This window comes from Senegalia massiliensis (genome assembly GCF_009911265.1).
GTDB lineage: Bacteria > Bacillota > Clostridia > Tissierellales > SIT17 > Anaeromonas > Anaeromonas massiliensis_A.
In genome coordinates this window covers 115,519-137,067 of record NZ_QXXA01000010.1, presented here as the reverse complement: position 1 = coordinate 137,067, position 21,549 = coordinate 115,519, and the positions used below count along the sequence as shown (strand labels likewise).

General features: G+C 28.8%; 20 protein-coding genes and 1 riboswitch. Of the genes, 8 read left to right on the top strand and 12 right to left on the bottom strand.

Annotated elements, in window-relative coordinates:
• Window positions 1–91 precede the first annotated feature (91 nt).
• Window positions 92–1,486 carry a peptide MFS transporter gene (locus tag D3Z33_RS10020; RefSeq protein WP_160197621.1) on the bottom strand — a complete coding sequence of 465 codons (1,395 nt, stop codon included), beginning with the start codon at window positions 1,484–1,486 and terminating at the stop codon, window positions 92–94.
• 293 nt (window positions 1,487–1,779) lie between these two features.
• Between D3Z33_RS10020 and D3Z33_RS10015 the strand changes: the two genes are divergently transcribed.
• Together D3Z33_RS10015 and pepI are read left to right on the top strand one after the other, a co-directional pair.
• Window positions 1,780–2,868 carry a M24 family metallopeptidase gene (locus D3Z33_RS10015; protein WP_160197620.1) on the top strand — a complete coding sequence of 363 codons (1,089 nt, stop codon included), beginning with the start codon at window positions 1,780–1,782 and terminating at the stop codon, window positions 2,866–2,868.
• 13 nt (window positions 2,869–2,881) lie between these two features.
• Complete coding sequence (gene pepI, locus D3Z33_RS10010) at window positions 2,882–3,763, top strand: proline iminopeptidase (RefSeq protein ID WP_160197619.1); 882 nt, start codon at window positions 2,882–2,884, stop codon at window positions 3,761–3,763.
• Window positions 3,764–3,809: 46 nt separating this feature from the next.
• On the opposite strand, the gene proC is transcribed toward pepI, so the two are convergent.
• The 5 genes from proC to D3Z33_RS09985 form a co-directional block, all read right to left on the bottom strand.
• Window positions 3,810–4,613, bottom strand: a complete 804-nt coding sequence (gene proC / locus D3Z33_RS10005; protein ID WP_160197618.1) for a pyrroline-5-carboxylate reductase — start codon at window positions 4,611–4,613, stop codon at window positions 3,810–3,812.
• A gap of 28 nt (window positions 4,614–4,641) precedes the next feature.
• On the bottom strand, window positions 4,642–7,002 hold the full coding sequence (hypD, locus tag D3Z33_RS10000; RefSeq protein WP_160197617.1) for a trans-4-hydroxy-L-proline dehydratase: 2,361 nt from the start codon (window positions 7,000–7,002) through the stop codon (window positions 4,642–4,644).
• A gap of 4 nt (window positions 7,003–7,006) precedes the next feature.
• Window positions 7,007–7,909 (bottom strand): trans-4-hydroxy-L-proline dehydratase activase, encoded by a 903-nt coding sequence (locus D3Z33_RS09995; RefSeq protein WP_160197616.1) that lies wholly within the window; start codon window positions 7,907–7,909, stop codon window positions 7,007–7,009.
• Window positions 7,902–8,483 carry a helix-turn-helix domain-containing protein gene (locus tag D3Z33_RS09990; protein ID WP_160197615.1) on the bottom strand — a complete coding sequence of 194 codons (582 nt, stop codon included), beginning with the start codon at window positions 8,481–8,483 and terminating at the stop codon, window positions 7,902–7,904. Before D3Z33_RS09990 ends, D3Z33_RS09995 begins: the two co-directional genes overlap by 8 nt.
• Before the next feature lie 296 nt (window positions 8,484–8,779).
• Window positions 8,780–10,567: an aminopeptidase P family N-terminal domain-containing protein gene (locus D3Z33_RS09985; RefSeq protein WP_160197683.1), complete on the bottom strand. Its 1,788-nt coding sequence runs from the start codon at window positions 10,565–10,567 to the stop codon at window positions 8,780–8,782.
• 309 nt (window positions 10,568–10,876) lie between these two features.
• Window positions 10,877–10,987: riboswitch (TPP riboswitch) on the top strand.
• 44 nt (window positions 10,988–11,031) lie between these two features.
• Between D3Z33_RS09985 and D3Z33_RS09980 the strand changes: the two genes are divergently transcribed.
• Genes D3Z33_RS09980 through thiD form a run of 6 tightly spaced genes read left to right on the top strand, consistent with a single transcriptional unit; the run spans window position 11,032 to window position 15,202 of the window.
• Entirely contained in the window at window positions 11,032–11,637 is a 606-nt protein-coding gene (locus tag D3Z33_RS09980) for an energy-coupled thiamine transporter ThiT (RefSeq protein WP_160197614.1), read from the top strand.
• A 9-nt stretch (window positions 11,638–11,646) separates the two neighbouring features.
• Window positions 11,647–12,306, top strand: a complete 660-nt coding sequence (gene tenA, locus D3Z33_RS09975; RefSeq protein WP_160197613.1) for a thiaminase II — start codon at window positions 11,647–11,649, stop codon at window positions 12,304–12,306.
• 30 nt (window positions 12,307–12,336) lie between these two features.
• Window positions 12,337–13,161, top strand: coding sequence for a hydroxyethylthiazole kinase (thiM, locus tag D3Z33_RS09970; RefSeq protein ID WP_160197612.1), 825 nt, complete (start codon window positions 12,337–12,339; stop codon window positions 13,159–13,161).
• On the top strand, window positions 13,148–13,795 hold the full coding sequence (thiE, locus tag D3Z33_RS09965) for a thiamine phosphate synthase (protein ID WP_160197611.1): 648 nt from the start codon (window positions 13,148–13,150) through the stop codon (window positions 13,793–13,795). Before thiM ends, thiE begins: the two co-directional genes overlap by 14 nt.
• Window positions 13,785–14,432, top strand: a complete 648-nt coding sequence (locus D3Z33_RS09960; RefSeq protein WP_160197610.1) for an HAD family hydrolase — start codon at window positions 13,785–13,787, stop codon at window positions 14,430–14,432. The genes thiE and D3Z33_RS09960 overlap by 11 nt, the downstream gene beginning before the upstream one ends.
• Complete coding sequence (thiD, locus tag D3Z33_RS09955; RefSeq protein ID WP_160197609.1) at window positions 14,429–15,202, top strand: bifunctional hydroxymethylpyrimidine kinase/phosphomethylpyrimidine kinase; 774 nt, start codon at window positions 14,429–14,431, stop codon at window positions 15,200–15,202. Before D3Z33_RS09960 ends, thiD begins: the two co-directional genes overlap by 4 nt.
• 113 nt (window positions 15,203–15,315) lie before the next feature.
• On the opposite strand, the gene D3Z33_RS09950 is transcribed toward thiD, so the two are convergent.
• From D3Z33_RS09950 to neuB, 6 genes are all read right to left on the bottom strand, one after another.
• Window positions 15,316–16,143 (bottom strand): phosphoenolpyruvate hydrolase family protein, encoded by an 828-nt coding sequence (locus tag D3Z33_RS09950; RefSeq protein ID WP_201750494.1) that lies wholly within the window; start codon window positions 16,141–16,143, stop codon window positions 15,316–15,318.
• 28 nt (window positions 16,144–16,171) lie between these two features.
• Window positions 16,172–17,392 carry a Tm-1-like ATP-binding domain-containing protein gene (locus D3Z33_RS09945; protein ID WP_160197608.1) on the bottom strand — a complete coding sequence of 407 codons (1,221 nt, stop codon included), beginning with the start codon at window positions 17,390–17,392 and terminating at the stop codon, window positions 16,172–16,174.
• Between the two features lie 88 nt (window positions 17,393–17,480).
• The gene (locus D3Z33_RS09940; RefSeq protein WP_243153475.1) at window positions 17,481–18,674 is read right to left on the bottom strand and encodes a phosphoenolpyruvate hydrolase family protein; all 1,194 of its coding nucleotides are present in this window, start codon (window positions 18,672–18,674) and stop codon (window positions 17,481–17,483) included.
• Between the two features lie 6 nt (window positions 18,675–18,680).
• Complete coding sequence (locus tag D3Z33_RS09935) at window positions 18,681–19,373, bottom strand: cytidylyltransferase domain-containing protein (protein WP_160197607.1); 693 nt, start codon at window positions 19,371–19,373, stop codon at window positions 18,681–18,683.
• On the bottom strand, window positions 19,374–20,543 hold the full coding sequence (gene neuC, locus D3Z33_RS09930; protein WP_160197606.1) for a UDP-N-acetylglucosamine 2-epimerase: 1,170 nt from the start codon (window positions 20,541–20,543) through the stop codon (window positions 19,374–19,376).
• The gene (neuB, locus tag D3Z33_RS09925) at window positions 20,540–21,541 is read right to left on the bottom strand and encodes an N-acetylneuraminate synthase (RefSeq protein ID WP_160197605.1); all 1,002 of its coding nucleotides are present in this window, start codon (window positions 21,539–21,541) and stop codon (window positions 20,540–20,542) included. The genes neuC and neuB overlap by 4 nt, the downstream gene beginning before the upstream one ends.
• Window positions 21,542–21,549 lie beyond the last annotated feature (8 nt).

Here is a 21,549-nt window from a genome sequence, read left to right as displayed (position 1 = left end):
CCTTCAGTATTTTTTTATTTAATTCTATTTATATATAGCATGAATAATAATTATTAAAAACAAATCCACAGTTTAAACTGTGGATTTGTTTTTAAACGCTAAAATCATTAGGTGGATTTTCTACAGCGGTATTCACATTATATTCTTCTTTTTCATCTTCAACTACTAATCCTTTTAGTTTACCATCTATAGCCCAAAGGATTATCCCTGACAATATTGCAATAGCTGCTATTGTAAGATATGCATTTACAAATTTAAATTTTAATGTAAATTCATATAACCAACCATACGATTTACCTGCAAAAAATACAGCTAATGTCCAAACAGCCATCATAGCCGATAATAATCTAGGTGGTGAGAATTTACTAATAAATGAGTTCCCAAGAGGTGAGAATAACATTTCACCCAAGGATAAAACTATACCAAAGGCAATAATCCAACCTAAATTAGCAAGACCACTCCCCCTTGCAATATCTGCTCCTGCAAATATTACATAAGATATACCTAATGTTATCATTCCTAAGGATGTTTTTTTAAACATACTAAGGTCACCTTGAGGTCTTTTAGCTAATCTAACCCATAAGCCACCAAGAAGTGGACCTAATGAAATACACATAAATGCATTTAATGAGTCAAACCAAGATGTTGGCACGGCAAAGTTACCTATTGTCCAATCTGCAAGACCAGCTTCTCCCCCCCAGTAATAATATACTGGCATATATGCTAAATACCAAAATACCCAAAATATAACTGAGAAGAAAGATACTAATACAATAGCTGCAACTCTTTTCTTTTCAATAGTTGTAAGAGGTCTTTTTTCTTCTTTTTTTTCTATAGTTTCTTGAACTTTTTCTTCTTCATGTTCATTAACCTTAAATGGTTTTTTACCTGCTTCTCCTAAGAATCTCCATCCAAAAATAAAACCTATAGCTCCAATAAACATAATAATTCCACAAACTGTAAAACTGAATGAATATCCTTGGGCTTTAGTAATTAAACCAATAATTGTAGTACCAATAAATGAACCAAAATTAACAAATGAGTACTGAGTAGAAAATGCACCATCCAATTGATCCTTATCCTTAAAAAGTCTACCTGTAATAGCATTTGTTTGTGGCTTAAATAACCCAGTCCCAATAGATACCATAACAATCATCATATTAACCATAAGTGCACTTGTAGCATTAGCTCCTACTAAGTAGCCTGATCCCATTAAAATCATACCGATAGGTACTAAGTATCTTGCTCCTACAAACCTATCTGATATAACAGAACCGAAAAGCGGTGCAAGATAAGTAAATGCTACTAAATTAGCTGACATTTTAGCCCCATCTGCAGGTGTAAGTCCTAGTCCTCCATCTGCAAGACTAGCAACAACGAATACTGCTAATAACCATTTTGCTGAATAGAATGCAAATCTTTCAAATGTGAAAGCAAGTGAGCATACGTAAAAGCCTAATGGTCTTTTTTGTTTAACGTTTTCCATCTTCATACCTCCTACCTTTTTGATTTGTTATTTGTTTAACCTCTCCATTTATTACCTTAACATATTTTTCTTGTGTTTACAATTATTTTTTTCATTTTTATAAAAAAATATTTTAATCATGAAATAATTGCTTTATTTAATATAATTTTTATTCTAACTATGAAATTTTATAGACTTTTATTCATTATGTGCACTTGACTTAAAACATGTATGTTGATATATTATTATCATGATCCAATAATATTTAATTAACAAAATTAAATTACAAATAAATTCTAAGGGGGTTTTTTCATATGAATGAAAGTAGAGTAAATAGAGTTTTAAAATCAATGGAGGAAAATGGTATACCACAAGTTATCATTTCAGATCCAAATGCTATTTTTTATTTAACAGGTAAATGGATTATTCCAGGAGAAAGGTTATTAGCATTATACCTAAACACTAACGGAAATCATAAGATCGTTATCAATGAGTTGTTCCCTCAAGAAGAAGATCTTGGTGTTGATATATTATGGTATAATGATATCCAAGATGGTGTTGAAATATTATCTAAATATGTAGAAGATGGTGAAATAATAGGAATAGATAAAACTTGGCCATCTAAATTCTTATTAAGATTACAAGAACTTTTAACTAATAGTAAATTTGTAAATGGTTCTCACATAGTTGATCATGTAAGAATGATTAAAGACGAAGAAGAAAAAGAACTGTTAAGAGAATCTTCAAGAATTAATGACAAAGTAATGGAAGAATTAATTCCATGGGCAGGAAAAGGCTTGACTGAAAAAGAATTAAATGCTAAAGTACGTGAAATTTATAAGAGTCATGGTATTGAAGAAGTTTCTTTTGATCCAATTACAGCATATGCTAAAGGCGCAGCTGACCCTCATCATGTAACTGATGATACAAAAGGAAAATATGGAGATTGTGTCATTCTAGATATTGGTGGATTTTATAAAAACTATGCATCTGATATGACCAGAACAGTATTTTTAGGAGAAGTATCTGAAAGACAAAAGGAAATTTACAATATAGTATTAGAAGCTAATTTAAGAGGAATTGCAGCAGCAAAGCCAGGAAATAGAATGTGTGATGTAGACTTAGCTGCAAGAAACTATATTGAAGAAAAAGGTTATGGAAAATACTTTACACATAGAACAGGTCACTCTACTGGACTTGAAGACCATGAATTTGGTGATGTATCTTCTGTAAATAAAGATATAATAAAGCCAGGCCAATGTTTTTCTGTGGAACCAGGGATTTATCTCCCAGAAGAAGGAATTGGAGTTCGTATTGAAGATCTTGTTATAACAACTGAAGATGGTTGTGAAGTTTTAAATAAATTTACAAAAGATATAATTGTAGTACCTGAATCTAGATAAAAAGGAGATTTTTATGAAAGTTACTGAAGGTTATATGCCATTTGGAGAATATAAAACATATTATCGCATAGTTGGGGAAAATAAAGATAATAAAAAACCACTATTACTATTACATGGTGGACCAGGTTCAACACATAATTATTTTGAAGTCCTGGATGATATAGCAAATGATGGAAGACAGGTTGTTATGTATGATCAAATAGGTTGTGGAAAGTCTTCTATACCAGATCAACCTGAATTGTGGAATGCAAATACTTGGACTGAAGAATTAATTGAACTACGAAAACATTTAAATTTAGATGAAGTTCATATATTAGGACAATCTTGGGGTGGAATGCTTGCAATTTATTATGCCTGTGAATATAAACCTCAAGGTATAAAATCTTATATATTATCTAGCACTTTACCTTCTTCTGAATTATGGGAAAGGGAACAACGTAGAAGGATTAAATTCATGTCACACAAACATCAAGAAGCCATAAGAAATTCAGAAGAAACTGGAAACTATTCTACTGAAGAATATAAAGAAGCAGAAGCAGAATTTATGCTAAATTATTGTGCAGGAACAGTAGATGAAAATTCTCCAGAATGTTTGAGAAGAGAAAAAAAAGCTGGAACACAGTCATACCTTATGGCATGGGGACAAAATGAATTTAGTCCATCTGGCACTTTAAAAAATTTTAATTATATGAATGAAATTGAAGATATTAAAGAGCCAACACTTATCACAAATGGACAAAAAGATTTATGTTCTCCATTTATTGCAAAAACAATGTATGACAAAATCCCAAATTCTAAATGGGAACTATTTGAATATAGTCGTCATATGCCTTTCGTTGAAGAAAATAAAAAATATATAAAGATACTAAAAGATTGGTTAAATAAAAATGACTAAAAAAGATGTTGGTGAATATTCACCAACATCTTTTTTAGTCATTTTTCTAAGATAACTCTCTAGATTTTTTTACACATTCTCTAACAGCCTCCATAACAGCACTTCTAAAACCCTTATCCTCTAAAGTCTTTACTGCTTCTATAGTTGTACCACCTGGAGAACAAACCATATCTTTTAATTCTCCGGGATGCTTGCCTGTAGTAAGAACCATTTGTGCTGCACCTAAAACAGCCTGTGCTGCCATTTTATATACTTTATCACGTGGCATCCCTTCAAGAACAGCCCCATCAGCTATTGCTTCTATAAACATATATACATATGCTGGTGAAGAACCACTTGTTCCAGTTACTACATCCATTAATTTTTCATCAACTAATTCTACTTCTCCAAAACTTTCAAATATATTGATAATTTGTTCTAACTCAACCTCTGATACTTTATTATTACTTGAAATAGCCGACATACCCTTTCCAACTAATGCTGGAGTATTGGGCATAACTCTAACTATTTTCACATCTTTATTAAAATTTTCTTCAATTTGTTCTATAGATTTTCCAGCAGCTATAGAAACTATAATAGCATCTTCTTTTATTTTATCTTTAATTTCTTTAATTACTATATCACATATATGTGGCTTAACAGCTAAGACTATTATCTGTGAATGCTTAATAAGAACATTATTATCTTTTGTAGTTTTAACTCCATAATTTTCTTCTATTGTGTTTAACAAATCAGTATTTAAATCTGACACCATTATATTTTCTGGAGCAAATATTTTGCTTTCAAGGATACCTCCAATCATCGCTTTCCCCATGTTTCCTCCACCTATAAATCCTAAAGTGTTTTTCATTTAAACTCTCCTTTCTTAATAATTAAAATTATATTGCTTGTTCCGTTCTAGCTATTATTTCATCTTGCAATTCTTTATTTAGATTTGAAAAATAGTCGCTATATCCTGCAACTCTAACTATAAGATTTTTATAATCTTCAGGATTTTTTTGAGCCTTTAATAGAGTTTCTTTATTAAATACATTAAATTGTATATGATGTCCATCAAGCTTGAAGTACACTCTAACTAAATTAGATAATTTATCTAACCCTTCTTCACCTTCTATTGCTGAAGGTGCAACTTTCTGATTTAAAAGAGTACCTCCTGTAATTAAGTGATCCATTTTAGATGCAGACTTTATTACACTAGTAGGTCCATATTTGTCTGCTCCTTTAGAAGGTGAAATACCATCAGCTAGAGCTTCTTTTGATTTTTTACCACTTGGTAATGCTCCTATAACTGAACCAAAATATATATGGCATGTTGTGGGTAACATATTTATTCTATGTTCCCCTCCTTTTATATTAGGCCTTCCAGTTACAGTTTCATAATAAGTTTTAAATACACTTGTCATTATTTCGTCAGCATAATCATCATCATTCCCATATTTGGGAGATTTGTTCTTTAATAAATTAAGTATCATCTCATGACCTTTAAAATTATCTTTCATAGCTATTAAAAGTTCATTCATAGTAAAATTATTTTTATCAAAAATATGGTATTTAATCGCAGCAAGACTATCTGTTATATCTCCTATACCTACTCCTTGGATATAAGTAACATTATATCTTGCTCCTCCAGCATTATAATCTTTACCTTTTTTTATACAATCATCTATAATTACTGATAAAAAAGGAACTGGCATTTTTTCAGCATATAATTTTTCTATTACTCTATTTCCTCTTACCTTTATATCAATAAAGTGATTCATTTGTTTTTTTAATGCCTCAAATAGTTCTTCATAATTATTAAAATCACCAGGATGTCCTGTTTCCAATCCAAGTTTTTTTCCACTCATAGGATCTACGCCATTGTTAAGTGTTATTTCAAGCACTTTTGGAATGTTAAAATAGCCAGTTAAAATAAAGGCTTCTTTACCAAATGCTCCAGTTTCAATACAACCACTAGTTCCACCACATCTAGCATCTACTATATCTTTTCCTGCATTTAACATTTCTTGTATTACAGCATCAGTATTAAACAAAGATGGCTGTCCCCATCCTTTTCTTACAATGCTAAGAGCTTTTTTCAAAAACTTTTGAGGAGTTTTTTTACTTATTTGAACATTTGAACTAGGTTGTAATAGTCTCATTTGGTCAATAACATCTAACACTAAATAACTTACATCATTTACTCCATCAGAACCATCTGCTCTAAGTCCTCCACTATTTATATTAGCAAAATCAGTATATGTTGCACTTTCCTTTAAAGTTATTCCTACTTTTGGCGGAGCAGGTTGGTTGTTAAATTTAACCCAAAGACATTGCAAAAATTCTTCTGCTTCTTCTCTCCTTAAAGAACCTTCTTCCATTTCTTTTTGATAAAATGGATTTAAATGTTGATCTAATCTACCTGGATTAAAGGAGTCCCAAGGGTTTAATTCTGTTATAACACATAAGTGTACAAACCAATACATTTGAAGAGCCTCTCTAAAAGTTCTTGGAGCATAAGCTGGAACATGACTACATACTTCTGCTATATCTAATAATTCTTTTTTTCTTTTTTGATCCTTTTCTTTTTTTGCCATTTCTATAGCAAGTTCAGAATATCTTTTCCCAAGGATCATTATTGCATCGCATGCTATACTCATACCTTCAAGTTGCATTTTTTTATTAAGAGCTTCATCATCATTGTTATAATCTAGATTATTAATTTCATTTTCAATATCTTGTTTAAAATCTAAAAATCCTTTTTTATATATTTTATCATCAGCAACTGTATGACCTGGACCTCTTTGTTCTTGAAATTCTGTAAAAATACCGTTTTCATAACAGTCTTTCCATTTCTCTGTCATATTTTCTAATATATGATATCTCATAGATCTTTTTTCCCAATAAGGAATAATGTCTTCTTTCTGTATGTCCTTAGATTCTTGGCTAACTTTAAATGATATTTTTTCTCTATCATTCATTATTTGTAAATCTTCAATAGTATGACAACATAATTCTGGATACGTAGGGGTTGCAGCTGGAGCTTCTCCTCTTTCTCCTACAATTAGTTCACCTTCATTAATACATAATTTCTTTTTTGACATAAATTCCTTAAGTACTAAAGCTCTTAAAACAGGTATTGAAACTGATCCTTCATATTTCTTATAAACCTCATTTACAATCTGAGCTCTTTCCATTGAAATATATGGAACAGCCTCTAAACTTTCTTCTCTTAATTTTTTAACTCTTTCTGACATCATATACTTATCCTCCTATCTTTATTTTTGTATTTAATTGCTGAAACTTTAATAATAGAACATCTATATTTTTTTTAGATGGTTTTTCATTTCCACTAAGTTTATATTCCTTAAATATTCTTTCATACTTTTCCATTCCCATTTTGTGATATGGAAGTAAATTAATTTGTTCTAAATTAATTTCTCTTAAAAATTCTATAGTTTCATCAATATTTTTTTCATCATTATTTATACCTTTTATAATGGGGATCCTCGCAAATATATTTGCATTCAACTCAGATAACTTTATTAAATTTTCTTTTATCAATTCATTTGAAACACCAATATATTTTTTATGCATATTATCATCTAGATGTTTTATATCATAGAGAAATAAATCTGTGTAATCTAAAATTCTTTCGAAATTTTTAAAATCACTATAGCCACTAGTATCAACAGTAGTATGTATATCTTGTTCTTTGCATAATCTTAGCATTTCTTCTAAGAAATCAATTTGTAAAAGAGGTTCTCCTCCAGAAAATGTTACTCCACCACCAGATTCTTCATAAAAAATTTCATCTTTTTTTATTTCCTTTAAAAGTTCTTTTGCTGAAAACTCTTTTCCAACTAAATTTCTTGCTTCATTTATACAAAAATCGGTACACTTACCACATAATATACATTTAGAATCTTCAGTAGTAGCAACGCCATTATTTATATTTATGGCACCTTGTTCACATTTATCTTTACAATTACCACATCCGACACATCTATCATTAAAAAACATTAATTCAAAATTAAAATTTTGGCTTTCAGGATTGTGACACCACCAGCAACTTAAAGGACAGCCTTTTAAGAAAATAGTAGTTCTAATTCCAGGCCCATCATGAACAGAATATTTTTGAATATTCATAACTATACCTTTATTCATTCTCTTGAATCACCTCACTTTCAGAAAAATGATTTGGTGTACTAACAACTATAAGTTTTACCATTTTACTAGTATAATTTGCCCAATTATGCATTTTTTTAGAATTATAATGTGCACTATCTCCAGGATAAAGGTCATATCTTTTAGAATCTAAAAAGAGAGTAAGTGTTCCTTCAAGAACATAGATAAACTCTTCACCCTTGTGACTGTACTCAGTTATATTTTCATCTTTTCCCATTGGTAAAATATTTATCTTTCTTGGTAAAAAAGTCTTTTTATTTAAATTGTTACTTAAATTATAATGTACAAATTTATTATTTATAACTTCGTATACCTCTTGTTCAAAACTCTTTAATATATATTCCTTTTTTGTTTTAGGTTTTAAAATAAAATGTGACAACTCTATATTCAAAGCTTTCGCTATTAATTCTAATGAATCTACAGCTATGGTAGATAAACCCCTTTCAAATTGGGATAAAAATCCTATTGATAATCCTGTCTTTTCACTTAAATCTTTTAATGTCATATTATTTGATTTTCTTAACTCTTTAATTTCACTACCTATATCAATCATATTTATTACCTCTCTTCATAATACGATTATTTATTTCATTTAAATGAAATAAATAATCGTGATCATCTTGTTATTTTATTATAATACTCATTTCTTGCTTTGTCTAGTGATTGTCAACATCTTTAATTTAAAGGTTTTATGATTTTTCAATTCAAATACTCTAAAATTGATGTTTAAATATTTAAATCAATATAAATAAATCTATATTTCAAAATATGAATTTATTTATATATATATGAAATAATTAAATAAAAAAGCACTTCAAAAATAAAATGTTTTTTGAAGTGCTTTTTTATTTATATTTTTCTAGTATATCTTTCAAGCCATTTTGTTTCTTCACTATTTAAATATGGTGATATCTTTTTAAATACTAATTTATGGTAGTCATTTAATAATTTTTTATCTTCTTCACTCATAATCTCTGGAATTATTGCATCTAAATCCATAGGTATATAAGTAATTGGCTCAAATTTCATAAATTCACCATATTCATTTTTTTCGTCCATTTTAACTAATATCTCATTTTCTAATCGAATACCATAAGAACCTTCAATATAAATTCCAGGTTCATTTGTAATAATCATATTTTCTTCAAATGGATGAGATTCATAATCCCTTGCTTGCCAACGGAATCCTGTAGGACCTTCATGAATATTAAGCAAATAACCTATTCCATGGCCTGTCCCATGATTAAAATTAAGTCCTCTATCCCAAAAAGGTTTTCTTGCAACATAATCTAAATTCATACCAGTAACCCCTTTAAGAAACTTAGCACTTGTTAAATTCATATTACTTATTACAACTAAAGTGAAGTGTTCTTTCATTTCTTTTGTTAATTTACCTATTGCATAGGTTCTAGTAATATCAGTAGAGCCTTCATAATAACTGCCTCCTGTATCAGTTAAATAAAAGTTTCCTTCTTTAATTTCTACATCAGTTTCAGGAGATGATTCATAATGAACAATAGCTGCATGTTCTCCATAAGAAGATATTGGAGCAAAACTTGGTCCTATAAAATTTCCCTGTTCTTTTCTAAATTCATATAATTTGTCACAAGCACTTATTTCAGTAATATTTAAGTCTTTAGCATTTTCCTTTAACCATTTCATGAACTTTATATGTGCTATACTATCTTTAATTTGGGCTTCTCTCATATTTTTAACTTCTGTATCATTTTTTATAGCCTTAAATAATATTTGAGGGTTTCTTTTCTCAACTATTTTATTCTCTTTTGGTATATTATTATATAAAGCATAATTTACTTTATCTGGATCTAATAAAATTACTTCATCTTTTTTAGTTCTCATAATATCTTCATAGATGTCATTATAAGAATGTAATACAACTTTATTCAAAGACAATTTTTCTTTTATATTATCACTTAACTTGGATTCATCTATATATAAACCCACCTTATCCATTCTTATAATAATATAAGATAATACTAGAGGAAAATATTTAATATCATTACCACGTATATTTAATGTCCAACAAATATCATCTAATGTAGTTAGTACATGAATATTTGCATTGTTTTCATTCATAACTTTTCTAATACGATTTAACTTACTTTCCACACTTTCTCCAGCATATTTAATATCTAAATCAAATACCTTTCCTGTATTTAAAGTCGGTCTATCTTCCCAAATTTCATCTATCAAATCATATTTATATACTATTTTTCCATTTTTATTTTTAACTATTTTTTCATATAATTGTCCTTCTTTCATAGCAACTACTCTACCATCAAATCCCAATATCCCATTTTCAGGTAATGCTTGATCTAAATATTCTTCTATTGTAGGATAATTAGGTTCCCCCATCTTCATAAGTTTAACAGAAGTTCCTTCTAATTCATTTTTAGCTTGTATAAAGTATCTTCCATCTGTCCAAAGGTAAGCCTCATTCATTGTAATTACAGCGGTACCTGCTGACCCCGAAAAACCTGTAATAAATTTTCTTGCTTTAAAATACTCTCCAACGTATTCTGTTTGGTGAAAATCAGATGTGGGAACTATATATACATCCATTTTCTTTTCATTCATTAACTTACGTAATACTTTTATTCTTTCCTGAATCATTATTACATTACCTCCTTATTTTCAATTTAACGAAATATCTTTAGTTTAAATATATCTAATTAATAGAAATTATTCAAGTTATATATTAAAAATATAAAATATGTATTAGTTAAATTTAAATAATGAAAATAAGATTAATGTAAATTACAAAAATATAATATAAAAAAATAAAAGAAATAATACCTCAATCTCTATTTTAGAAGATGTCCAACTTTTTTAAGTATCATTCTATTACTTGACAATGATAAACTACTAACATATAGTAAAAATAAGAGGAAAGACTTTATTACTCTTTATTTCCTGTGAATTAAATTAAATATATAGGGGAGCTTGTGCAATCAGGCTGAGAATAAATCTAAGCGATGAAAACCCTTAAACCTGATCTGGATAATGCCAGCGTAGGAACATTTTTATGAATATTTTAAGCATGTTCTAGATCATAGAACATGCTTTTTTTATGAAAGAAGGTGATAACTATAAATATAGCAATTGTTTGGGCCATAATTTTAACAATGGGACTTCTTATCATAAGTATCAAAAAATTAAAAAGATTTAGATTTAATATAAAATCTCTTACAAGAATTGGAATTATAGCCGCTATTTCTATTGTACTTTATATGATAAAAATAGTACCATTTCCACAAGGTGGGGGGTTTAGCTTGCTATCTGTTCTCCCAATAATGATACTTTCATCTATATTTGGGATTAAAGAAGGCATTATATGCGGGATTATTGTTGGTGCTCTAAAATCAGTTATTCAACCACCCTTTTATCCTCTACAATTACCTTTAGACTATTTTGGAGGAATGATAGTAATTGCTTTTACACCTATATTTGGAACTAAAACTAAATCAAGATTAATTTTTGGAGCAACATTAGCAGGAACATTATCCATATTATTCAGTGTGCTATCAGGCGTCATTTTCTTTGGTCAGTTTGCTCCTGAAGAAATGAATACATGGATCTATTCTATAACATATAACTTATTGGGATATGGAATAGAAGTTTTACTAAGTATTATTGTGTTAGCTATTATACCATTAAGACACTTAAGCAAAACTATAAAAAATTGAGGTGAATATATGAGTTTTTCAGAAAAAGTTATAAATGATCCAAGAGTTAAAAAATATTATAATGATTATATAAAACATCCGTTTATACAAGATTTAAGAGATGGAAAATTAGACAGAAAAAAATTTGAAAATTATTTAATTCAGGATTCTTTATATTTAAAAGAATATGGAAAAGTTTATGCGCATGTATTTTTAAAAATAAATTCTATAAAGGATTTACAGTTTTTACATACTTGCATAGGTGTGGTAGTTGCAGACGAAACAAATATGCATACTAAGTATCTTAAAGATTATAATCTTGACGTATATAAAGTAGATGATATGGAAGTAAAACCTGCAAATAGAAACTATCTTGATTATATGCTAAGTTTCACAGAAAAAGGAGATATAAAGGAAATATTCATGTCTGCACTCCCTTGCACATTAACTTATGAATATATTGGTAAAACATTAAAAACTCAAAGTAAAAAAAATATAGCAAATAACTATTATGGACCATGGATTGAAGAATATGCAGGAGAAGAATTTCAAAAATTTAGCCTGAATTCATGTAAGTTTTTAGATAAAATTTGTGCAAACATTGATGAAGAAGAGGAAGAAAAATTAATAAAAATTTTTCTTAAAGCATGTGAACATGAAATGAAATTTTGGGATATGAGCTATAAATAATATAAAAACCAATTCAATGGAGGAATTAAAATGTTTAAAGAAATTTATGAAAATGTACAACATACAACACCATTAGTTCATTCTATTACAAATTATGTAACAGTAAATGATTGTGCAAATATTGTATTAGCTGCTGGAGGTTCTCCTATTATGGCAGATGGTATTGAAGAAGTAGCAGAAATAAACTCTATCTGTGACGCTTTAGTTATTAATATAGGAACTCTAAATGAAAGAGTTATAGAATCAATGATAAAAGCTGGTAAAAAAGCTAATGAAATTGGAAATCCAGTTATATTAGATCCTGTAGCTGTAGGAGCATCTCAATTTAGAAATGAAGTAACTTTTAAGTTGTTAAAAGAAATACAGTTTTCTGTTATTAGAGGAAATGCTTCTGAGATAAAAACTATTTATGAAGGAAGTGGCACTACTAGTGGTGTAGATGCAAATGAAGAAGATAAAGTAGAAGAAAAAAGCTTAGACAATATGATTACACTTTGCAAAAATTTAAGTAAAGAAACTGGTGCAATAATTGTATTAACAGGAGCAATTGATATTGTAGCAAGTGAGAAAAATGCAAATATTATATATAATGGACATTCTTTAATGTCTAAAGTTACAGGTACAGGTTGTATGCTTACAAATGTAATTGGTACATATTGTGGTGCAAATAAGAATAATATTCTTGATTCAACTTCTATAGCTGTAGCTCATATGGGTCTTGCTGGAGAAGTAGCTTTTAAAAAACTACAAAAAGCAGATGGTGGTACTTCTAGTTATAGGATGTTTTTAATTGATGAAATAAGTAAAATGAATTATAAAAAATTAAAGGAAGGTGCAAATATTGAAAATAGATAAAAAGTCTATGCTTTTATATGTAGTAACAGATAGAACATGGCTAGGAGAAAATTCTCTTATAGAACAAGTAGAAGATACTTTGAAAGCAGGAGCAACATTTATACAATTACGAGAAAAAGACTTCCCCTTTGAAGATTTTTTAAAAGAAGCAAAAGAAATAAAAAATATAACAGATAGATACAAAGTTCCCTTTGTTATAAATGACAATGTAGATATTGCAATGAAATGTGGTGCAGATGGAGTTCATGTAGGACAAGGTGATATGAATGCTAAAAATGCAAGAAATATAATAGGAGAAGATAAAATTCTTGGAGTATCTGCAAGCACAGTAGAACAAGCAAAAATAGCAGAAGAAAATGGAGCAGATTATATAGGGGTTGGCTCTGCTTTTAAAACAAATACTAAATCAGATGTAAATGTAATATCTATGGATACTTTAAAAGATATTTGTAATTCTGTTTCAATACCAGTAGTAGCAATAGGAGGCATAAATGAAGAAAATATATTTAATTTGAAAAATACTGATATTGATGGAATCTGCGTTATATCTGCAATATTTTCAAAAGAAAATATTTATGATGCTACTAAAAAGTTATATGATTTAGCTTCTAAGATGGTGAATTATGAAGTATAAAGCAGCTATATTTGATTTAGATGGAACTCTTTTAAATTCAATGGATAGTTGGGATAATGCTGGAAAAACATTTTTGGAAAACCACAATATAGTACCACCTGATAATTTGAATAAAATTATAAAAGAAATGAGTTTTAATGAGTCTGCAAATTACTTTAAGAATTCATTTGGAATTAAATTATCTACAGAAGAAATAATTAAATATATTAATAAAATAGTAAAAAATAAATATGTATATGAAATAGAATTAAAACCTTATATAAAAGAATATATCTATAAACTTAGATCAAAAGGCATAAAAATGTGCATAGCAACTGAATTAGATAAAACACTTTCAAAAAAAGCACTTGAAAGATTAGAGATCTTAGATTATTTTGAATTTATTATTACTTCAAATGAAATCTCTGCTGGAAAATCTAAACCAGATATTTATATAAAATCAATGCAAAAATTAGGTCTTTCTAAAGAAGATATTATTGTGTTCGAAGATTCTCTTTACTCAATAAAGACAGCTAAAAATGAAGGGTTTGATGTTGTAGGAGTTTATGATAAATCATCAAAGAAAGACTTACAAAAAATAAAAAAACTAAGTAATTATTTTATATATTCTTTTAAAGAAATGGAGGAATTATTTTGAAAAAAATTTTAACTATTGCAGGGTCAGATTGTAGCGGAGGCGCAGGTATACAAGCAGATATAAAAACTATTACAACTCACAAAATGTATGCTATGAGCGCCATTACAGCTTTAACTGCCCAAAATACTACTGGAGTTTATGATGTATCTGAAATAAGTCCTGAGTTTGTATCTAAACAATTAGATTGTATTTTTGAAGATATTTTCCCAGATGCAATAAAAATTGGAATGGTATCTTCTAAAGAAATAATAGAAGTAATTTCTAATAAACTTAAAGAATATAAATGTAAAAATATAGTAGTAGACCCTGTCATGTTTTCTACAAGCGGACATGAATTAATGAGTAAAGATGCAATGAATACTTTAGAAACTAAATTATTACCTGTTGCTGATATAATTACACCCAATATTTTTGAAGCAGAAAGTATATGTGGCTTTAATATTAAAAATAAAGAAGATATGATAAAAGCAGCCAAAGAAATTTCAAATTCTTTAAAATGTCATATTTTAATTAAAGGTGGGCATCTTTCTGATAGTGCTGATGATTTGCTTTTCTATGAGAAAAAACCAATATGGTTTAATGGTAAGCGAATTGATAATCCAAACACTCATGGTACAGGATGTACATTATCATCTGCAATAGCATGTAATCTTGGAAAAGGATTAAGTATGGAAAAAAGTATATATAATTCTAAGAAATATATAACCAGTGCACTAAAATCAGGACTTGATATAGGAAAAGGTAGTGGACCTTTAAATCATTGTGTTTAAAAGATTAATATGAGGATTAAAAAATCCCTCTATTTAGTATTAACTAAATAGAGGGATTTTTTAATCCTCATATTCAATTAGATTGCATCAATATTCACTATATAAGTTATCTTTTATTTTTTAATTTTTTTAAATTGTTCTGTTTGTTCTTTTATACCTTTTTCAGCTGCAAATCTTTCAATGCTTGATGCTCCAAAGAATCCATGTACTCCTTTAGTATTTTCTAAAACATATTTTGCATCTTCTGGTTCAGCAATAGGTCCACCATGACAAATAACTAAAACATCAGGATTAACTTCCTTAGCAGCATCTGCAATCTCTTGTACTCTTTTACTACTTTCATCAAGGGTCAATGCAGTTTGAGCTCCAATACTTCCTTTAGTTGTTAATCCCATATGAGCTACAATAATATCTGCTCCTGCTTCTGCCATTTTTCTTGCTTGATCTGTATCAAATACATAAGGGGTAGTTAATAATCCTAATTCATGAGCTTTTCTTATCATATCTACTTCTAAATCATAGCCCATACCTGTTTCTTCTAAATTTTTTCTAAATACACCATCTATTAATCCAACTGTAGGGAAGTTCTGTACCCCTGAAAATCCTTGATCTTTTAACTGTTTCAAGAAAACATCCATTACTCTAAATGGATCTGTACCATTTACTCCTGCTAAAACAGGTGTATCTTTTACAACTGGTAATACTTCTGATCCCATTTCTACAACAATCTCATTGGCATCACCATATGCTAAAAGCCCTGCAAGAGAACCACGACCTGCCATTCTATATCTTCCTGAGTTATAAATAATTAGCATATCTGCACCACCTGCTTCACTACTTTTAGCAGTTATACCTGTGCCAGCACCTACTCCTACTAAAATTTCACCATCTTCAACTCTTTGTCTAAATTTTGAAATAATTTCTTCTCTTTTTATACTCATTATTTATTCACCTTTCTGTAATTTAATATTAATTATTATTTTTTCTATTCATCATATCGATTAATTCTTGCGCCGCAGTTTCTGCAAAATTCTTATTATTTATTACTGTATCTACATCAATTATTTTTACTATATCACTATTTAAATTCTTTTTAATACTATCAAATAATATTTTATCTTCTTCAGAACCATAAAAAACTTCTCCCTCTTTATCTATACCAGAAAGACCTTTATTTGGAATCATTAAAACTGTATCCTGTGTAGCAAGATTCAATTTTTCTGCTATTTTTTCTCCCAATAATTTATTTTCTTCCTTATTAGTTCTCATAAGTGTTACAGAAGGATTATGCTTATAGAATTTTCTTCCCTTATACTTACTAGGTACAGTATCAAAAGAACCGAAATTGACCATGTCAAGTGCTCCTAAAGATACTACTTGAGGTACTTTATTAAGTGCAGCTGCTTCTAATCTATTTGGTCCTGCATTCAATACACCACCAAACAATTCATCACACCATTCAGTTGTAGTTAAATCTAATACTCCCTCTATATATCCGTTGTCAATTAAACTTTCCATTGTCTTTCCACCTACACCAGTTGCATGGAATATAAGGACTTCATACCCTCTTTTCTCTAAATACTCTGTAGCATAGTTTACAGCTGGAGTAGTAAGACCAAACATAGTTGCTGCTACTAAAGGTTTTTTATGTTCTATCTTTTTACTTTCAAATTTCAACATTCCAGCAATAGCATGAGCTGCATTTTGGAAAATCTGTGTAGATACTCTATTTAATCCTGCCACATCTACAACAGATGGCATCATTATTAAATCACTAGTTCCAATATAAAATGAAGTATCACCTGCTGCTACTGTAGATACCATTATCTTCGGAACACCAATAGGAAGAGCTCTCATACCAGGAGTTACTATGGAAGTTCCTCCAGTTCCTCCAAAAGATATAATTCCATCAAATTTTCCTTCATTATATAGTCTAGGAATTATTTTTTCTATAGATTTAGATAGAACTTCAGTGGCATATCCTCTATCATGTTTTTTTGCAATATCTGATATATTTTCTCCTACTTCTGCCACTACTTCTTGATTAGTAACATCTACTTTAAATTCAGATTCAAATACACCAGTATTAATGGTTAAAGTTTTTAATCCAAGTTCTTCTACTATTTCTTTAACATAAGATAGTTCCTTACCCTTAGTGTCAAAAGTACCTACAATTGCTAACGTTTTCATTGAATTACCTCCTACATTTTATTTGAAAATTCTAACTATCTATATTATAAATTATTCCTTTTAAAAAATACATGTTTTAATATGATCATTAATTGTGTTTATATGATATAAAATAGTTTTTAGGAGAAATATTTTTTCTTTTTTTAAATAACTTACTAAAATGAACATAATTAAAATATCCTACTTTAATCGCTCCTTCTCTCATAGAAAGATTAGGATATTTTATCATTATGTCTATAAATTTGTCTAATCGATAACTGATTAAATACTCTTTGAAACTTATATTTTTTTCTTTTTTGAATAATCTACTTAAATATTCACTGGATACATGCAAAATTTCTGATAAGTCCTTAAGAGATATTGATTCAGAATAGTGAAATTCTATATACTTTAATATGAATTTTACATAGTCCTTAGGACTATCAATACTTCTATTTAATTGTTCTAAAATAGGATCCTCAATAGAACTCATATATTTGAATTCTATAGTGGTTTTATGAATAGCTTCTTCTGAAGGAATTCTTTCAAATGTAGAACCTCCAATATATCCATCACAGGAAGTATTATTATATATAAATTGAATATCCGATTTATTCTGAATAGGTCCTCCATAGACCATTTTTAATATAGAAGTAGTTTTCTTTTCAACTAGATTAAAGATATTATTTACAAGTTCTTTAGATTTTGATAATGACAATACTTTACTTGCTCCTAAATCCCCACCTTTAGTTAATCCAAGGTGTACACAAATAACGTCTGCGCCAGCATCAACCATTTCTTCAGCTTGATATTCATTAAATACAAAAGCTACTGTAAATAATCCCATTTCATGGGCTATTTTAATAGCTTCTACTTCTTCATCATAAGAAATTCCATCTTCTTTTAAATGATTATAAAATTTTCCATCAAATAAACCTACTGTCGGATAGTTATTAATTCCTGCAAACCCTTTATCTTTGATTAAATTAATATAAGATCTTAAATCTATTGTAGGGTCTGTTGCATTTAATCCAAATAAAACTGGTATGTTTTTTACTCTAGGAAGAATTTCTTTTAAAGAAAAATCCATTACAAATTGATTGCTATTAGCATTTGACAAATATCCCCCTAGAGAGCCTAACCCCATTTGACGAAATTTACCTGAATTCAATGATAATAAAAAATCTGCTCCACCTTCTGAAGCACTTCTTGCAGATATGCCAGCTCCTACAGCAACTCCTAATATATATCTCCCTCGCTTAATTTCACTATTTAATTTATTCATTACTTTTTTAGATTTCAACTTATATCACCTTAATCTATCCTTCATTAATGCATCTGCAATAATAAAATCCATTCTAGTATCAATATCAATTGAATTTTCTCTTGACATAATCGTTGCAAAACTACTATCCTTATAAATATTATTATTACTCATTAAATAGTTTGTTCTCACAATATATAATGCACCATTAATTCGATAATATGTTGGTAAGTCTTGTCTAATTGAATTAATAATATCTTGTTTAACGAAACTAACCATAGAATTATCTTCTGGCAAAGTGTTTGACCAAAGTGGAGAATGATCGGTTTCACAAACAGAAACAATACTATTTGCAAATTTTTGTTTCATTTTATTATATCCAGCGATTATATCATCTGCTGTTCTCAATGGAGATGTAGGTTGCAATAAAGCTATTGTATCAAACTCTTTTACATTTTCTTTATACTTATTTATAGCCTCTCTTACAACATCCCATGATGAAGCTGTATCCGTTGATAGTTCATCACTTCGTAAAAAAGGGACGTTTGCACCCCAAACCTGAGCAATTTTTGCATATTTTTCTGAATCTGTTGATACAAATATTTCATTAAATAAACCTGATTTTTTTGCTGCTTCAATTGTATAAGCTATAAGAGGTTTTCCATTTAATAATTTAATATTCTTATCTTTAAGGCCTTTTGAACCACTTCTAGCTGGAATTATTGCAAGATTTTTCATTTATTCCACCTCACAATCATAAAACTTCTTTTTCAAATTAATTTTATCATTAATAACAAAATTCTTAATTATTTCTACAATTTTTGATGACGTATTTCCATCTCCATATGGATTTATTGTATTTTTTGCTTTAATTTTAAACTCTTGAGTCAATGCTAAATCTATGGCATTTTTAATATCATCTTTATATGGTTTACAATTAATTACACTATCTGATTGAATTCTCCCTTTTTGTCTATCTCCAATATTTATTGTAGGTACACCAAAGCTAGGTGCTTCAACTAATCCACTTGAAGAATTTCCAATTACCATGCTACAATATTTTAAAGCACTAAGATATCTAATCATTCCTAAAGATGCAAAGGCAATAGCATTATCATTATTGTATACAAAATCATCAATCATTTTATTAATAACACGTCCATTTGAATCAGCATTTGCCTTGGTAAAAATAAATTTTATATCTTCATATAATCTACAAGCACTTAAAAGTTCTTTTATTTGTTCTTTAGAATTATCCCCTTCTAAAGTTACAGGGTGAAATGTAACAATTGCATAGGGTTTTTCTAACATAAACTCAATTGATTTTTCAACTTCTGACTTATTCATAAGCTTTTGGTTTAGTACATTCTCAATACCAATAGCACCTATACTAAAAACACGTTCTGGGTTTTCTCCTAATTGAATTACACGTTTTCTATATTTTTCTGTACTTGTAAAATGTAAATAACTTAACTTTGTGATAGCATGACGAATAGATTCATCTATAGCTCCTTCTGTAGTTTCTCCCCCATATAAGTGAGCAATTGGAATTCTTTGATTCATTGCTACTGTAGATACAGCAAATGTTTCATATCTATCTCCTAGAACAATCAACATATCTGGATTCAGTTTTTCAAAGTAATCTGCAAAACTAATCATAGCAATTCCCATTGATTTTGAAATAGAAGAGGGTGTATCTGAACTCAGTAATATTTCAATTTTTTCATCAATTACTATTCCATCCTGTTCAATTTCTTTGTATGTTAATCCAAATTCAGATGAAAGATGTGCACCTGTAGCAACAACTCGAACATCAAATTCTTCAATTAAGTTCAATTTTTCTATTATTGGTTTTAGTAATCCATATTCTGCTCTTGTAGCTGTAACTATACTAATAATTTTTTTCATAATTCTATCAACTCATCTTCTTTAAAATCTTTTACTGCCTTTTTCCCAATTACTTGATACCAATTCATTGGACTAATACCATTTCCAGGTCTCTTAACAGTTAAATTTTTTTCTGTTAATACTTCACCTTTTTCTATATTTACTTTTGCTATGATACTCTTTCTTGCAATTGACATGTTTTTTCTCTCTGATTCAGCAATTCTTTTTTCCCCATCACCTAGTGCAACTTCAATATTTCTAATCCCATCTACCATAGCTTTTAATTCATTTGGTTCTAAACTTGCCTTATGATCAGGACCTTCCATCATTCTATCTAATGTAAAATGTTTTTCTATAACAGTAGCCCCTAATGAAACTGCAGCTATTGGAACTTCAATTCCTTTAGTATGATCAGAATAACCTACAGGCAATTCAAACTCATTCTTAATAGTATTCATAGCTTTTAAGTTAACATCACTAAAAGGTGTTGGGTATTCTGTTGTACAGTGAAGTATTGTAATTTCTTGTGAACCATTTTCTTTTAAAATTAAAATTGCAGATTCAATATCCTCCATAGTACTCATACCCGTTGATAGAATGATAGGTTTTTCTAACTTAGCAATTTTAATTAAATAAGGTAAGTTTGTAATATCTCCAGATGGTACTTTCCATCTTTTCATATTCAGCCCACTTAAAAAGTCTATGCTATCAAAATCAAATGCAGTAGAAAGAAATTCAATATTTTTTTGCTTACAATATTCGTTAAGTTCAATAAATTCATCAAATGATAATTCAAGTTTTTTTACCATATCAAGTTGAGTTTCTTTTGATGAAGTATTTTTATTTTGATATTCAGCTTTTGGAGCATTTATAGAAACAACCTTTTCAGATATAAAAGTCTGGAATTTTATAGCATCTACTCCTGCATCTTTTGCTACATCTACTAATCTTTTTGCTATATTAATATCACCATTATGATTTACTCCTGCTTCAGCAATAATAAAAACTTTTTTATTCATTTACAAAC

What these genes read in the sequence shown, in the direction of transcription:
- neuC (WP_160197606.1), bottom strand. Translation starts at nt 20,543, where the DNA reads ATGAAAAAAATTATTAGTATAGTTACAGCTACAAGAGCAGAATATGGA.
- D3Z33_RS09995 (WP_160197616.1), bottom strand. Translation starts at nt 7,909, where the DNA reads ATGAATAAAGGTATAGTTATGAATATTCAAAAATATTCTGTTCATGAT.
- D3Z33_RS09960 (WP_160197610.1), top strand. Translation starts at nt 13,785, where the DNA reads ATGAAGTATAAAGCAGCTATATTTGATTTAGATGGAACTCTTTTAAAT.
- thiM (WP_160197612.1), top strand. Translation starts at nt 12,337, where the DNA reads ATGTTTAAAGAAATTTATGAAAATGTACAACATACAACACCATTAGTT.
- pepI (WP_160197619.1), top strand. Translation starts at nt 2,882, where the DNA reads ATGAAAGTTACTGAAGGTTATATGCCATTTGGAGAATATAAAACATAT.
- D3Z33_RS09990 (WP_160197615.1), bottom strand. Translation starts at nt 8,483, where the DNA reads ATGATTGATATAGGTAGTGAAATTAAAGAGTTAAGAAAATCAAATAAT.
- proC (WP_160197618.1), bottom strand. Translation starts at nt 4,613, where the DNA reads ATGAAAAACACTTTAGGATTTATAGGTGGAGGAAACATGGGGAAAGCG.
- D3Z33_RS10015 (WP_160197620.1), top strand. Translation starts at nt 1,780, where the DNA reads ATGAATGAAAGTAGAGTAAATAGAGTTTTAAAATCAATGGAGGAAAAT.
- D3Z33_RS09945 (WP_160197608.1), bottom strand. Translation starts at nt 17,392, where the DNA reads ATGAAAACGTTAGCAATTGTAGGTACTTTTGACACTAAGGGTAAGGAA.
- neuB (WP_160197605.1), bottom strand. Translation starts at nt 21,541, where the DNA reads ATGAATAAAAAAGTTTTTATTATTGCTGAAGCAGGAGTAAATCATAAT.
- D3Z33_RS10020 (WP_160197621.1), bottom strand. Translation starts at nt 1,486, where the DNA reads ATGGAAAACGTTAAACAAAAAAGACCATTAGGCTTTTACGTATGCTCA.
- hypD (WP_160197617.1), bottom strand. Translation starts at nt 7,002, where the DNA reads ATGATGTCAGAAAGAGTTAAAAAATTAAGAGAAGAAAGTTTAGAGGCT.
- D3Z33_RS09935 (WP_160197607.1), bottom strand. Translation starts at nt 19,373, where the DNA reads ATGAAAAATCTTGCAATAATTCCAGCTAGAAGTGGTTCAAAAGGCCTT.
- tenA (WP_160197613.1), top strand. Translation starts at nt 11,647, where the DNA reads ATGAGTTTTTCAGAAAAAGTTATAAATGATCCAAGAGTTAAAAAATAT.
- D3Z33_RS09950 (WP_201750494.1), bottom strand. Translation starts at nt 16,143, where the DNA reads ATGAGTATAAAAAGAGAAGAAATTATTTCAAAATTTAGACAAAGAGTT.